Origin of the sequence: Nocardioides zeae, from assembly GCF_030818655.1 — a bacterium.
Lineage (GTDB): Bacteria > Actinomycetota > Actinomycetes > Propionibacteriales > Nocardioidaceae > Nocardioides > Nocardioides zeae_A.
This window is the reverse complement of sequence record NZ_JAUTAN010000001.1, coordinates 1,740,484-1,754,884: the sequence shown is the minus strand read 5'-3', so window position 1 is coordinate 1,754,884 and position 14,401 is coordinate 1,740,484. Positions and strand designations below refer to the sequence as shown.

Genomic DNA, 14,401 nt, shown 5'->3' with positions numbered 1-14,401 from the left:
ACGCCCCGTCGGACCATCGGTCCGACGGGGCGTTCGCACGTCGGGGGTCAGGTGCCCTCGACCGTCGCGCGGAGCACGTCGGCGAACGCCTTCTCCGTCGCGATCCAGTCGAGCTCGGCACTGACGGCCCGGGCGCCGTCGGAGAGCCGGCGACGCTCGACCGGGTCCGTGAGCACGCGGCGCAGCGCCTCCACGAAGGCTGCGCGGTCGTCGGCCAGGATCCCGGACTCCCCGTCGTGCACCGACTCGGTGGTACCGCCCGCATCGGCGTAGGCGACGGTGGGCACGCCGTGGGCCCCGGCCTCGCTGACGACGATGCCCCAGCCCTCCTTGAGCGACGGCAGGGCCATCACCCAGCTGGCGGCGTACACCTCGTGCTTGGTGCGCTCGTCGACGTACCCGAGGAAGTCGACCGCGTCCGTGATCCCCCGCTGCTCGGCGAGGTCGACGAGCTCGTCGCTCCACCACCCGTCGCCGACCACGACGAGCCGCAGGTCGGGGAGGTCGGGACGGAGGGCGGCGACGGCCTCGATCGCGTGCTCGACCTGCTTGTGCGGCACGAGGCGGCCGACGACGCAGACCAGCGGCGTCGGTGACCGCCCGGTGGTGACGGCGAGCGGAGGCTCGCAGCCGTTGCGGACGATGTCGATGCGGGAGTCGTCGACGCCCATGCGGACGAGCTCGTCCCGGGTCGCCCGGGAGACGGTGACGTACCGGTCCCGCCGGTAGACCCACGGCGAGAGCCGGCTCTCGATCCACCAGCCGAGGCGCCACGCGAGACCCGGGAAGATGACCGGCCACTGCTCGCGGTGCACGTGGTGCACGAGCACCACCACGGGACGTCGCGTGACGAGCCGCGCAAGGAAGGGGATGCCGTTCTGCACGTCGACGACCACGTCGGGCCGTCCGAGGCGCCCCCGCAGCAGGGCCCAGAGGCCGTGGAGGTAGACCGTCGTCCGGGTCCCCGCACGCACGAGGCGGACCCCGTCGACGGTCTCCGCCGTGGGGCGGCCGGGGGTGGCGGCGCTGAAGACGGTCACGTGCGCACCGCGCTCGGCGAGACCGGCCGCGACCTGCGTGAGGTAGCGCTCGGCGCCCCCCGCCTCGGGATGCGTCGCGTCGCGCCAGCTCAGGAAGACGACGCTCGTGCCGTGCACCCGGACCCTCCCGCCCACCTGCGGCGACACCCCTCCCGGTGCTGCTGCGGCGCGAGGTTACCGCAGAGTTCGGTTTCGACTAGCCTGCGCTGGTGCACCGACCGACCGCGCCTTCCGGCTACCGTCCCGGGCTCCGCCGATCCGTGCGCCTGGTGAGGGCGTTCCGCAAGGAGCAGACCGAGCCCGACGTCTTCTACGGCGCGCTCGCCGCGGACTCCGCGGAGCAGCTGCGCACCATGACCGACCTCGACGGGGCCCTGCTCCTCGACGTCGGCGGCGGTCCGGGGTACTTCCGCGAGGCGTTCGAGGCGCGCGGGGCGACCTACGTCGCCCTCGACGCCGATGTGGGCGAGCTCGCCGGGCGCGGTGACCCCGACGCGCGGACCATCATCGGGAGCGGCACGGCACTGCCGGTCGCCGACGGCGTGCTGGACGTCTGCTACTCCTCCAACGTGCTCGAGCACGTCGACCGTCCGTGGGTGATGGCGGAGGAGATGCTGCGCGCGACCCGACCCGGCGGGACGGTGTTCCTGTCCTGGACGGTGTGGTGGGGGCCGTGGGGAGGCCACGAGACGGCGCCCTGGCACTACCTGGGTGGCGCCTACGCGCGGCGTCGCTACGCCCGGCGTCACGGGCGGGAGCCCAAGAACCGGTTCGGCGAGTCGCTCTACGCGGTCACGGTGGCGGACGGGCTCCGCTGGCTGGAGCGCCAGCAGGGCGGGGAGGTCGTCGCGGTGTTCCCGCGCTACCTGCCGCGCTGGGCCTGGTGGGTCCTGCGGATCCCGGTGCTGCGCGAGGTGGTCACCTGGAACCTCGTGATCGTGCTGCGGCGACGCGCCGAGAAGGTGTGAATTGGCGCACAGCAACGGGCTGTGTGCTGCTACGTTGAGCCGCCGCGACGGGGATCGTCGTGTCGGAGGGAACGAGGGAGTTGGTCGTGCGCAGGCTGGCAACGTGGGCGTTGTTGTTCGTCGGGTCGTTCCTGGTGGTGGCGGCGTTGGTCGCCCGCCTGTGGGGACTGCCCAACGCGGAGAAGACACCGCTCGACACCGACTCGGACACGCGTCTCTCGGGTGAGGCGAGCGGTCTGGTGGTGCTCGGTGGCTCCGACACCCCGGAGCCGGTGAAGGTCCAGAACATCACCAAGGCCGACTCGGAGCGCTCCGACGACGACGTGATCGTGTTCGTGGCCTACACCTGCGTCGCGGTCGACGAGGACCTCCCGGCGGACGACTACTGCCTCGAGGGCGACGACGAGCGGATCGTGACGATCTCCGAGCCCGACGTGTTCGCGACCGACCGCCACACCGCGGAGGCCGTGGAGAACGGCGACTACGTGCCGGCCGGCACCGACCAGAAGGTCGGCCTCGTCAACAAGTGGCCCTTCAACGTGGAGCAGAAGGACTACGAGGTCTGGGACAGCGTGCTGGGCGCCACCGTCACGGCCACGTTCGAGGGTCGCGAGAAGATCGAGGGCCTCGACACCTACAAGTTCGAGTACACGGTGACCGACCAGCCCGCCGAGATCGCCTCCGGCGTGCAGGGCAGCTACTCGACGGCGAAGGTCTACTGGATCGACCCGACGACGGGCGCGATCATCAAGCAGACGCAGGACGAGCAGCGCACCACCGAGGACGGCACGGTCGCGCTCGACCTCAACGTGGGCTACACCGACGAGACCGTCCAGGCGAACGTCGACGCGGCGGAGTCCAACGGCCGCACGCTGGCGCTGCTCGGCACCTGGGTGCCCCTCGTCGGCGGCATCCTCGGCGTCGTGGCGCTCCTCGTCGGCGCGCTGCTCCTCATCGGTGGCGGCGGCCGCCGACGGGCCGACTCGGCCTGACGCCCCGGCGTCCTGACGCTCCGGCGTCCCTGCTGACCCGTCGCACCGGTGGTGCGGCGGGTCGGCTGCTCTCCGGGGTCAGCGGCGTCGGCGGGCGATGCGCATCGCCGGTGCCTCGACGAGCCGGTGCGCCACCTCGGCGGCGACCAGCGAGATGCCCAGCACGACGGGCAGGAGCACGTGCAGCGGCGCCTCGCCGTGCTCCCAGCCCGCGTTCTGCAGCACGAGGTGCAGCACGACGAGGTGGAGGCAGAACACGCCGTACGAGAGCGTGCCGAGCCGCCGCAGGACCGGGTGGGCGAGCAGCCGGGTGTAGAGGCCCGGTCGGGTGAACACGCCGGTGAGCACGACCAGCGAGGCGACTACGAGGTAGACGACCGTCTTCAGGGCGTGCTCGTCGGGGGTCACCCGGGAGAGGGTCGGGAGGCCGAGCACCGGCGAGGCGCTCCACCACATGAGCGCCGCCGCCAGCGCCAGGCAGACGGCGGGCCGCACGGCGAGCGCCTGCGTCCAGGCGAGAGCGCGGCTCCGGCGGCCCGCGCGGACCAGCTCGTACGCCGCGGCGAGCGCCACCCCGCCCGCGAACCACGCGAGGTAGCCGGGGAGCCAGAGCTCCGGCTCGCCGTGGGCGAGCACCGAGCCGGTGATCGTGTCGCCGAGGGGGAGGGTGCCTCCCGGGGCGTCCCGGTGCGGCAGCACGAAGAACCAGGCCACGCTGATCGCGACCATTCCCGCCACCAGGGCGGCGATGCGGGCCGGACGCAGGCCCGCGCGACCGCCGCGTCCGACCGCGAGCACCATCACGGCGGGCAGCAGCGCGTAGAACGCGACCTCCGTGGTCAGGCTCCAGAGGTGGGTGAGGCCGCCCGGGAAGCCCGTCTCCACGACGTACGTGCTGGTCAGGGTGAGGGCCGCGATCCGCTCGGTGGTGGTCAGGCCGTGGTTGCCCTCGAGCAGCACGAACGCGAGGAGCACGGTGAGGACCGCGAGCGGGGCGATGCGCCAGATCCGGTGGCGCACGTAGGTGCCGAGCGCGGGCGCCGCGGTCCCGGCACGCGCGGCGGCGAAGTGGGGGCGGGCGAGGAGGAACCCCGAGAGCACGAAGAAGAGGGCGACGCCGACGTCGAGGCGGGCGAGCAGCCAGCCCGTGCGGGTGTCCTCGTAGGCACCCGCCCAGTAGGCGCAGTGGGTGGTGACGATGGCGATGGCACCGACCCCGCGCAGGGTGTCGAGCACGGGGAACCACGGCGCCCGGGGCGACCGTGCGTCGGAGGGTGCTGACGCCGCCGACGTCGACGACGTCGACGACGTGGTGCGCACCGTCGCGGGCGCGGGCGTCGCCGTGGCGACGCCGGTCGGGGACTCCTCGTTCACGCGCTCGACCTCCGTCCGGGGACCGCTCTGCCGACCCCCCGGTCGAGGCCGGCAACGACCCGGCCATCGAATGTACGGAAGGGGTGGTGACGGCCTGGGCCACGTCGGGGCCGCCGTCGGCTCGGGGAACGGCTCAGGCGAGGTCCGCGACGAAGACCGCCGTGCCCGGGAGGACGCGCCCCCGGGTGGGGGACCAGCCCGCCCACACGTGCTCCGCGCCGGCGGGCCACTCCGGCTCGACCAGGTCCGCCAGGTGGAAGCCGTGGGCGTGCAGCAGGCGCACCCACTCGCCCAGGGTGCGGTGGTGCTCGACGTAGCGGACCGCGGCGTCGGCGGTCGGGTCGTCCGCGTCGGGGTCGACCTCGACGTACGGCCGGGTGTCCCAGTAGCTCGACGACGCGACGAGGCCGTCCGGGCCGGGGTCGTCGGGGAAGCACCAGCGCACGGGATGGGTCACGGAGAAGACGAGCCGGCCGGGGCGGCGCAGCACCCGGGCGCTCTCGGCGAGCACGGCGCCGGCGTCCGCGACGAACTGGAAGGCGCCGTAGGACGCGAAGACCACGTCGAACGTCCCGTCGGCGAACGGCAGGGAGGTGGCGGTCGCCTGCACGGCGGGGACCGGGGTGCCGGCGTCGTCGTCGATCCGGCGGGCGTGCTGCAGCTGCCGACCCGACAGCTCGAGCGCGACGGCCCAGGCGCCCTGCCGGGTGAGCCAGCGGGCGCACTGCGCGGCCCCCGCCCCGAGCTCGAGGAAGCGCCGGTCGGGGAGGGAGGCCGCGTCGCCGAGGAGGCGCGCGTCGTCCTCGCGCAGCCCCTCGGGTCCCCAGACGAAGCCCGCGTCGCCGAGGAACGCACCGTGCTCGGCCTGGTAGTCGTCCGCGTGCTCGTCCCAGTCGGCGCGGTTCGCCGCGCGCACGACCGCGTCGTCGACGTGGCGGCGCGCGGGCTCGGTGCTGTCGACCTCCATGGCGCGGACCCTAGTGGGCCCCCGGTGGCCCCGTGTTGGACGCCTGATGGGCGGCGGCGTAGGGTACTCGGAGCGCCAGAGGTCTGCCTGCGTCCCGGACGGAGTGGACCCGTGCTCGCTATCCGCCCTCCAGCGGCTCGTCCGCGGTGAGGGGCTCCACCCTCGGTAGTGAACCAGGACCCTGGCGTGCCCGCACGACTTCTGCCCACCGCAAAGGTTCCTCCTTCCACATGACGAGCACCATCCCCACCATGTACGACGCGCCTCAGGTCGCCATCAACGACATCGGCTCCGAGGAGGACTTCCTCGCCGCTATCGACGCGACCATCAAGTACTTCAACGACGGCGACATCGTCGAGGGCACGATCGTCAAGGTCGACCGCGACGAGGTCCTCCTCGACATCGGCTACAAGACCGAGGGCGTCATCCCCTCGCGCGAGCTGTCGATCAAGCACGACATCGACCCGTCCGAGGTCGTCGAGGTCGGCGACAAGGTCGAGGCCCTGGTCCTCCAGAAGGAGGACAAGGAAGGCCGCCTGATCCTGTCCAAGAAGCGCGCGCAGTACGAGCGCGCCTGGGGCACGATCGAGAAGGTCAAGGACGAGGACGGCGTCGTCGAGGGCACCGTCATCGAGGTCGTCAAGGGCGGCCTCATCCTCGACATCGGTCTCCGCGGCTTCCTCCCCGCGTCGCTCGTGGAGATGCGCCGCGTGCGCGACCTGCAGCCCTACGTGGGCCAGACGCTCGAGGCGAAGATCATCGAGCTCGACAAGAACCGCAACAACGTGGTCCTGTCGCGCCGTGCGTGGCTCGAGCAGACGCAGTCCGAGGTCCGCCAGGGCTTCCTCACGCAGCTGCAGAAGGGCCAGATCCGCAAGGGTGTCGTGTCCTCGATCGTCAACTTCGGTGCGTTCGTGGACCTCGGCGGCGTCGACGGTCTCGTCCACGTCTCCGAGCTGTCGTGGAAGCACATCGACCACCCGTCCGAGGTCGTCACCGTCGGTGACGAGGTCACCGTCGAGGTCCTCGACGTGGACATGGACCGCGAGCGTGTCTCCCTGTCGCTGAAGGCGACGCAGGAGGACCCGTGGCAGCACTTCGCCCGCACCCACCAGATCGGCCAGATCGTGCCGGGCAAGGTCACCAAGCTGGTGCCCTTCGGCTCGTTCGTCCGCGTCGAGGAGGGCATCGAGGGCCTGGTGCACATCTCGGAGCTCGCCGAGCGCCACGTCGAGATCCCGGAGCAGGTCGTCCAGGTCAACGACGACGTCATGGTCAAGATCATCGACATCGACCTCGAGCGTCGCCGCATCTCGCTCTCGCTGAAGCAGGCGAACGAGACGGCGGCCGCGGCCGACGCCGACGACTTCGACCCGACCCTGTACGGCATGACCGCGTCGTACGACGCCGAGGGCAACTACATCTACCCCGAGGGCTTCGACCCCGAGACGGGTGAGTGGCTCGAGGGCTTCGACGAGCAGCGCGCGGCCTGGGAGGAGCAGTACGCCAAGGCGCACGCTCGCTGGGAGGCGCACGTCAAGCAGCAGGCCGAGGCCAAGCAGGCCGACGCCGAGGCCGGCGAGGCGACGTCGTACTCCAGCGGTGGCGACGAGGTCGCCGGCGAGGAGGAGGGCGGCTCGCTCGCCTCCGACGAGGCGCTGCAGGCGCTCCGCGAGAAGCTGACCGGCGGCGCGTGAGCCGCTGAGGTCGGCCGCTCCGGCTGAACGCACGAAGGGCGCCCATCCCCGCGAGGGGGTGGGCGCCCTTTGCTGTTCCCGGCCCGGCAGGGGTCACGGGTGGTCGGCCGCTGGCTGCGGTCGGGTCGGGTCGGGCCGGATCGAGGTCGGGGCCGGGGCCGGGGCCGGGGCCGGGGCCGAAGTGTGCGGCTGGGACAGGCCCGCCACGGCCTGAGCTGCACCATGTGCACAGTTCCGGTGTTCCTCCCGTGCCCGTGTAGCGGACGCCTGTCCCCGGCCCACCCGAAGAAAACGCGGACCGGGGGCCTGGAGGAGTCCGCGTTTTCCACGTCCAACCCGGGACCGGTCCGCGTTTTCTTCCTGCGGAGGGGGCCGCCCCACGGGGCGGGGCGACCTCAGTGCAGCTCGCGACGCGGGCTGAAGGTGTCGTCGGGGTGGGACCGGGGCGGGGTGTTGCCGCGGTCGTCGAGGAGGGCGCGGTACGTCGCGGCGAACCAGGCGACGCCGATGAGGGCCAGGAGCAGGACGATGATGGTCATGGCAGAGATCCTGCTATCAGTTCTTTCCTGCCACGAGTGGCTCGGATGCCGGGGTCCATCGATTTCCTGCCACACCTGTGGCACGCTGGTCCGGTGCTGACCAACGTGGTGTGCCTGGCCGTCGACGGGCTGGCGCCGTTCGAGCTCGGTGTCGTCTGTGAGTCCTTCGGCCTCGACCGCACCGCCGACGGCGTCCCCCTGCTCGACTTCGCCGTGTGCACCCCGCGGCCCGGGCAGATGCGGACGTCGATCCCGGGTTTCAGCGTCGCCGTCGAGGACGGCCTGGAGCGGATGGAGTCGGCCGACCTGGTGGTCGTCCCCGCGGTGCCCCGCGGCACCACGACGGAGCCGGCCGTCCTCGAGGCGTTGCGCGCGGCGTACCAGCGCGGGGCGCGCCTGCTCTCCGTCTGCTCGGGCGCGTTCGCGCTCGGCGAGGCCGGCCTGCTGGACGGTCGGGAGTGCACGACGCACTGGATGTACACCGGCGAGCTGTCCGCGCGGTTCCCCGAGGCCCGCGTGGTGCCGGAGGTGCTCTACGTCGACGCGGGCCAGGTCGTGACGAGCGCCGGGACGGCGGCCGGCATCGACGCCTGCCTCCACCTGTGGCGGCAGGAGTACGGCGCGGGGATCGCCGGTCTCATCGCGCGGCGCATGGTGGTCCCGCCACAGCGCGAGGGCGGTCAGGCGCAGTTCATCTCGCGGGCCGTGCCCGAGTGCACGGGGGAGACCCTCGGTCCGCTGCTGGGGTGGGTGCTGGAGAACCTGGCGGCCGACCACTCCGTCGAGCAGCTGGCGCGACGTGCGGTGATGTCGCCGCGCACCTTCGCGCGGCGCTTCCGCGACGAGACGGGCACGACGCCGCACGCGTGGGTGACCGCCCACCGGGTGCGTGCCGCCGAGGAGCTGCTGGAGCGCACCGACCTGTCCGTCGACCGCATCGCCGCCGAGGTGGGCTTCGTCAACGCGGCCACGCTGCGGCTGCACTTCACCCGTGCCCGCGGGGTGAGCCCGCAGCAGTACCGCCGCACGTTCACCCTCGCGCCCGAGCCGCAGCGCGCCGCGGGCTGAGGGGGCACCGAGCGTCGGGGCCGACGGTAGGGTCACGGCGAGACCGGTGGTCCGCAGGACTGTCGCCACCGCCACCCCCACCACCCCACGGAGGAGCCCTGACATGCGCGTCGGCCTGACCGGAGGCATCGCCTCGGGCAAGAGCACCGTGGCGGCGGTCCTGCGGGACCTCGGAGTCGTCGTCATCGACGCCGACCAGCTGGCCCGCGAGGTCGTCGAGCCGGGCACGCCCGGCCTGGCGGGGGTCGTCGAGGAGTTCGGCACCGAGGTGCTCGCCGAGGACGGCAGCCTCGACCGCCCGGCGCTCGGCGCCATCGTGTTCGCGGACCCGGAGCGCCGTGCGGCGCTCGAGCAGATCCTGCACCCGCTCATCCGCGCGCGGAGCGCCGAGCTCGAGGCGGCCGCCGGAGCGGACGCGATGGTCGTGCACGACATCCCGCTGCTGGTCGAGACCGGCCAGCAGGACCGGTTCGACGCCGTGGTCGTCGTCGACGTGCCCGAGGACGAGCAGGTGCGCCGCATGGTCACCGACCGCGGCTGGACCGAGGAGGACGCGCGTGCCCGCATCGCCGCGCAGGCCACCCGGGACGAGCGGCGGGCGGCCGCGACGTACGTCGTCGAGAACACCGGGACGCGCGACGACCTCCGTCACCGGGTGACGGAGGTCGTCGCGGAGCTGCGGGCGGGCGCTCGCTGAGGGTCAGGCAGCGAGGTCCGGGTCGGCGAAGCCGCGGAGCTTCTGGAGCGCCTCCCGCTCCAGCTGCCGGACGCGCTCGGCCGAGATGCCGTGCTTGGTGCCGATGTCGGCCAGCTTGTGCTGGCGGCCGTCGGAGAGGCCGTAGCGCGAGCGGATGATGTCCGCCGACCGGGTGTCGAGCAGCTGGACCAGGCTGTTGAGGCGGTCGCGCGACTCCGTGTCCAGGACCGTCAGATCCGGACCCGGGGCCGTCTCCTGCGCCATGAGGTCGCCCAGCGAGGTGTCGCCGTCCTCGTCGACGGGCGAGTCCAGGCTGACGTGCTCGCGGCCCCACGACATGAGGTCGGCGACGCGCTCGACGGTCATGCCGAGCTCCACGGCGATCTCCTCGGGCTCCGGGTCGCGGCCGAGCTGGCGCTCGAGCGTGCGGCGGGCGCCGCTCACCTGGTTGAGCTCCTCGACGACGTGCACGGGGAGGCGGACGACGCGCGCCTGCTGGGCGATGCCGCGGGTGATGGCCTGGCGCACCCACCAGGTGGCGTACGTCGAGAACTTGAACCCCTTGGCGTAGTCGAACTTCTCGACCGCGCGGATGAGGCCCGTGTTGCCCTCCTGGATGAGGTCGAGCATCGGCATCTGCGAGCGGCCGTACTTGCGGGCGATCGAGACGACGAGGCGCAGGTTGGCCTGGATGAAGGTGTCGACGGCGCGCTCACCCTCCTCGACGAGCCACTCGAGCTCCTCGCGGGTGGCGGACTTCGGCGCACCGCCCTTGCGGCGTCCGACGCGGCCCGTCTCCAGCAGGTGCTGGGCGTAGAGACCGGCCTCGATCGTCTTCGCCAGCTCGACCTCCGTCACGGCGTCGAGCAACGGCGTCCGGGCGATCTCGTCCAGGTAGAGCCCGACGCTGTCGCGACCCTCGATGTCGCGGTCGCCGGTGGCTCGTGCGGTCATGGTGCGTGTGGACATGTGACCCGCCCTCCTCGTCGGTGCAGCGCCGGGGTGGCGCGCCGCACGTGTGGTGTAACTGCTTCGGCACCACGGGGATTCCCGATGGGTCCCGGTCACGACCGGTTCCCCGTGGTGCCTCTCGTCAGACCCAGACGTGCAAGAACTCCGCAGAGTTGCCGCTGGAGGCGAATCTCAGGGACTTCTCAGTCCCCGGGGAGACGTCTCAGGAGCGAGCCCCCGCGGACGCCTCCGGAGGGGTGGCCTGCGTGCCCGATCCGGCGCCGGACCGGGTGGGCTCGACCTCGGCCAGACCCATGCGGTCGAGGATCCACGCGAGGCTGAACGCACGGTCCTTCCACGCCTGGTAGCGGCCCGAGACGCCGCCGTGGCCGGCCGCCATCTCCGTGCGCAGGAGGACGTCGCGCCGCCCGACCGCACGGGCCCGGAGCCGGGCGACCCACTTGGCCGGCTCGACGTAGAGCACCCGGGTGTCGTTGAGCGACGTCTCCGCCAGCACCGGCGGGTAGTCGACCGCCGCCACGTTGTCGTACGGCGCGTAGCCCGCCATCCGCTCGTACGCCGCGGCGTCGGCCTCGGGGTTGCCCCACTCCTCGTACTCGCCCACGGTGAGCGGGAGCGTGGAGTCCAGCATCGAGGTGAGGGCATCGACGAACGGGACGTTCGCGACCACCCCGCCCCAGAGCTCGGGCGCCTGGTTGAGCACGGCCCCGACGAGCAGGCCGCCGGCGCTGCCGCCCTCCGCCACCATGCGCTCGGGCGTGGTCCACCCGGTGGCGACCAGGTGGCGGCCGCAGGCGATGAAGTCGGAGAAGGTGTTCTGCTTGTGCTCCATCTTCCCCTGGTCGTACCACCGGCGACCCATCTCGCCGCCGCCCCGCACGTGGGCGATCGCGAAGACCGCGCCGCGGTCGAGCACCGACAGCCGGGCGATCGAGAAGTAGGGGTCCATCGAGGCCTCGTAGGAGCCGTAGCCGTAGAGGTGCAGCGGGGCGGGGGAGCCGGAGGCGACGGCCTCGGCGACCTCGCGCCGCGCGACCAGCGAGATCGGCACCCGCTCGCCGTCCTCGGCCTCGGCCCACAGGCGCTGCTCGACGTAGTCCGACGGCTCGTAGCCGCCCAGCACCGGTGTGCGGCGGAGGAGGTGCAGCGACCGGTCGCGCACGTCGTAGTCGTAGACCGACGACGGCACCGCGAGCGTCGTGTAGCCGACGCGGACGGTGGGCTGGTCGAAGGCCGGGTTGCCCCCGGACTCGATCGTGTAGAGCTCGTCGTCGAAGGAGACGAGGTAGTCGTCGCCGAGGCCGGTCGCCGAGGTGGGCTCGGCGGGCAGCTCGATGATCCGCAGCTGCGTGAGCCCCTCGCTCCGCTGGTGGACGACGAGGTGCCCGGCGAACGCGTCGACCGCCTCGAGCCGCACGGCGGGGTCGTGCGGGACGAGCGGCTCCCAGCGGTCGGAGGTGGTCGGCTCGACGGCGGCGACGCCGATCTCGAAGTCCGGGCCGGTCACGTTGTGGAGGACGAGGAAGACGTCGCGCCCGGCGATGCGGGCGTGCTCGATCCCGTACTCCACCCCGTCGACCCGCTCGGCGAAGACCTGGAAGCCGGCGTCCGGGGCGTCGAAGTCGAGGAAGCGGCACTCCGTCGTGGTCTTGGAGCCGCTGACGACCATGAGGAACCGGTCGCTGCGCGACCGGCCGATCCCCGTCCAGTAGCGCGCGTCGGTCTCGTGGAACACCAGCTCGTCGTCGGCCTGCGGCGTGCCGAGCACGTGGCGCCACACCTTGTCGGGGCGCCAGGTGTCGTCGACGGTCGTGTAGTAGCAGCTCGTCGAGTCGCGGCTCCACGTCACGCCGCCGAGCACGCCGGTGAGCTCGTCCTCGAGCAGGTCGCCGGTCGTGAGGTCCTTGAAGCGCACCGTGTAGCGCTCGTCGCCGACCGTGTCGGTGGCGTAGGCCAGCAGGGTCGTCGTCGGGCTGATCGACGAGCCGCCGAGGGAGAAGAAGTCGTGGCCCTCGGCGAGGGCGTTGAGGTCGAGGAGCAGCTCCTCGCCGGGCAGGGCCGGCTCGTCGGGCGAGCAGTCCGCGGCGGGCTGCGGCGGCGTCCAGTCGGGGGCGTCGACGACCGGGACGCGGCAGGACGCGCCGTACTCCCGCCCCTCGAAGGAGCGCGAGTAGTACCAGTACCCCCGGTTGCGCGTGGGGACCGAGAGGTCGGTCTCCTGCGTGCGGGCCCGGATCTCGTCGAAGATGGCGGCGCGCAGGTCGGCCAGGTGGGCGGTGCGCGCCTCGGTCCACGCGTTCTCCGCCTCGAGGTAGGCGATCACCTCGGGGTCGTCCTTGTCGCGCAGCCAGTCGTACTCGTCCGTGCGCTCGTGGCCGTGGTGGACCGTCGTCACGGGACGGGCGGGGGCGACGGGGGGCTGAGCAGGAGCGCCTTCGTTCTCGACCATGCCGCGAGGCTAGGCCATGCCGCCCGACGGCTCCCGGGGCTCCTCCACCGGCACCACGGGATCGACACCCTCCGGGACGGCCAGCGGGTCCAGCGGGTCCGCGACCGGCACCGGACGCACCCAGGGGCGCAGCGCGGGGTCGTCGGCGCGGAACGAGCGCACGGGGCCGGGCGGGGTCGTCGCGGTCTCGAACCGCACCGTCACGACCCCCCGCCCCGCACCCCACACCCAGCCGCGGCCGTGCTCGTCGTGCTCGACGTCCGCGCCCGCGGCCCACTCCCGCGGCGGTTCCGGCGCAGGGGCACCGGGCGGCACGTCCGCCGTCGTGGGCTCGTCCGTCGAGGCGTCCTCGCCCGGGTCCGTCCCCGTCGCGACGGCGGCCTCCGCCTCGAGCACGCTGAAGAGGTCGTCCTGCACCCAGTCGGCGAGGCCGGACACCCCCACGCCGAGGAGACGCACGCCGCTGCGCACGTCCCGCTCCGCGGCGCCGACGAGGTCGCCCAGGAGGGTGCGCGCGACGCGCGCGATCGGGCCGGCGGCGTCGACGGGCGCCGGGAGCGTGGCCGACCGGTTGAGCGTGGTGAAGTCCGAGAACCGCACCTTGATGGTCACGGTGCGTCCGGACAGGCCCGCCGCGGCCAGCCGGGTCGCCACGCCCGTCGCCTGCCGGGTCAGCACGTCGGCCATGACGGCGGGGTCGGTGATGTCGTGCTCGTAGGTGCTCTCGACGCTCACCGACTTCGCCTCGCGCTCCGCAACGACGGGCCGGAGGTCGTGGGCCCGGGCCAGCTCGTGCAACGAGCGGCCGTGGGCGGTGCCGACCTGGCGGACGAGCTCGTCGACGCTCAGCGACTCCAGGTCGGCGACCGTGCGCACCCCGGCGCGGCGCAGCCGCTCGGCCGTCGCAGGGCCGACGCCGGGGATGACGGTCACCGCCATCGGACGGAGCAGCTCCTGCTCGCCGCCGGGCGGCACGAGCACCAGGCCGTCCGGCTTGTCGAGGTCGCTGGCGATCTTGGCGACGAGCTTCGACGTACCGATCCCGACCGACGCGGTCAGGCCGCCGGTCGCCTCGTGCACCCGGGCGCGGAGCGCCTCGGCGAAGGTCCGCACCGTGGCTGGCTCCAGGTCGGGCAGCAGCGGGTCGTCGGCCGCGGCGAGGTCCACGAAGGCCTCGTCGAGCGAGAGGGGCTCGACCATCGGGGAGACGGAGCGCAGGATGCCCATCACGACGCCGCTCGCCTCGCGGTAGGCGTCGAACCGCCCCCGCAGGTACGCCGCGTGGGGACACCGCGCCCGGGCCTCCCGCGTCGACATGGCGGAGCGGACGCCGAAGGCGCGTGCCTCGTAGGAGGCGGTGGCCACCACGCCCCGCCCGCTCGTGCCGCCGACGACGACCGGCTTGCCCCGCAGCGACGGCTTGTCCCGCTGCTCGACGGCGGCGAAGAAGGCGTCGAGGTCGAGGTGGAGGATCGACGCGTGCGCCCGGTGGCCCACCGCGCCCGCCGCGGAGGGCGGGGGGATCGCGGGCGTCGGGGGTGGCACCCGACCACGGTAGTCGGCCCCCTCGTCGTCCACAGGTCGCCGGTACGGCGCGGTCGTCCCCAGCGGCCCGGACCGGCCGGGAGCGGGTGGCGC

12 protein-coding genes are annotated in these 14,401 nt (G+C 73.1%); 5 read left to right on the top strand and 7 right to left on the bottom strand.

Annotated elements, in window-relative coordinates:
- Positions 1 to 47: 47 nt before the first annotated feature.
- Positions 48 to 1,157: a glycosyltransferase family 4 protein gene (locus QE405_RS08400; protein ID WP_307199740.1), complete on the bottom strand. Its 1,110-nt coding sequence runs from the start codon at positions 1,155 to 1,157 to the stop codon at positions 48 to 50.
- Between the two features lie 92 nt (positions 1,158 to 1,249).
- Between QE405_RS08400 and QE405_RS08395 the strand changes: the two genes are divergently transcribed.
- A complete protein-coding gene (locus tag QE405_RS08395) occupies positions 1,250 to 2,008 on the top strand; it encodes a class I SAM-dependent methyltransferase (protein ID WP_307199739.1) in 759 nt (252 codons plus the stop codon).
- An 86-nt stretch (positions 2,009 to 2,094) separates the two neighbouring features.
- Positions 2,095 to 3,000, top strand: a complete 906-nt coding sequence (locus QE405_RS08390; protein ID WP_307199738.1) for a DUF3068 domain-containing protein — start codon at positions 2,095 to 2,097, stop codon at positions 2,998 to 3,000.
- Positions 3,001 to 3,078: 78 nt separating this feature from the next.
- On the opposite strand, the gene QE405_RS08385 is transcribed toward QE405_RS08390, so the two are convergent.
- Together QE405_RS08385 and QE405_RS08380 are read right to left on the bottom strand one after the other, a co-directional pair.
- The gene (locus QE405_RS08385) at positions 3,079 to 4,374 is read right to left on the bottom strand and encodes an acyltransferase family protein (protein ID WP_307199737.1); all 1,296 of its coding nucleotides are present in this window, start codon (positions 4,372 to 4,374) and stop codon (positions 3,079 to 3,081) included.
- A gap of 133 nt (positions 4,375 to 4,507) precedes the next feature.
- Positions 4,508 to 5,341: a class I SAM-dependent methyltransferase gene (locus QE405_RS08380; RefSeq protein WP_307199736.1), complete on the bottom strand. Its 834-nt coding sequence runs from the start codon at positions 5,339 to 5,341 to the stop codon at positions 4,508 to 4,510.
- Positions 5,342 to 5,571: 230 nt separating this feature from the next.
- Between QE405_RS08380 and rpsA the strand changes: the two genes are divergently transcribed.
- Complete coding sequence (gene rpsA, locus QE405_RS08375) at positions 5,572 to 7,038, top strand: 30S ribosomal protein S1 (RefSeq protein WP_307199735.1); 1,467 nt, start codon at positions 5,572 to 5,574, stop codon at positions 7,036 to 7,038.
- 395 nt (positions 7,039 to 7,433) lie between these two features.
- Here the strand turns inward: rpsA and QE405_RS08370 are convergent, their stop codons facing one another.
- Positions 7,434 to 7,577 (bottom strand): hypothetical protein, encoded by a 144-nt coding sequence (locus QE405_RS08370; RefSeq protein WP_307199734.1) that lies wholly within the window; start codon positions 7,575 to 7,577, stop codon positions 7,434 to 7,436.
- Between the two features lie 93 nt (positions 7,578 to 7,670).
- Here QE405_RS08370 and QE405_RS08365 point away from each other — a divergent pair, with 93 nt between their 5' ends.
- Both QE405_RS08365 and coaE read left to right on the top strand, forming a co-directional pair.
- Entirely contained in the window at positions 7,671 to 8,645 is a 975-nt protein-coding gene (locus QE405_RS08365; RefSeq protein WP_307199733.1) for a helix-turn-helix domain-containing protein, read from the top strand.
- A 103-nt stretch (positions 8,646 to 8,748) separates the two neighbouring features.
- Positions 8,749 to 9,342 (top strand): dephospho-CoA kinase, encoded by a 594-nt coding sequence (coaE, locus tag QE405_RS08360; protein WP_307199732.1) that lies wholly within the window; start codon positions 8,749 to 8,751, stop codon positions 9,340 to 9,342.
- A 3-nt stretch (positions 9,343 to 9,345) separates the two neighbouring features.
- Here the strand turns inward: coaE and QE405_RS08355 are convergent, their stop codons facing one another.
- The 3 genes from QE405_RS08355 to QE405_RS08345 all read right to left on the bottom strand — a co-directional run bounded on the left by QE405_RS08355 (position 9,346) and on the right by QE405_RS08345 (position 14,308).
- Complete coding sequence (locus tag QE405_RS08355; protein WP_307199731.1) at positions 9,346 to 10,311, bottom strand: sigma-70 family RNA polymerase sigma factor; 966 nt, start codon at positions 10,309 to 10,311, stop codon at positions 9,346 to 9,348.
- 205 nt (positions 10,312 to 10,516) lie between these two features.
- Positions 10,517 to 12,763 carry a S9 family peptidase gene (locus QE405_RS08350; RefSeq protein WP_307199730.1) on the bottom strand — a complete coding sequence of 749 codons (2,247 nt, stop codon included), beginning with the start codon at positions 12,761 to 12,763 and terminating at the stop codon, positions 10,517 to 10,519.
- 9 nt (positions 12,764 to 12,772) lie between these two features.
- Positions 12,773 to 14,308 (bottom strand): DNA polymerase IV, encoded by a 1,536-nt coding sequence (locus QE405_RS08345; RefSeq protein WP_373459450.1) that lies wholly within the window; start codon positions 14,306 to 14,308, stop codon positions 12,773 to 12,775.
- Positions 14,309 to 14,401 lie beyond the last annotated feature (93 nt).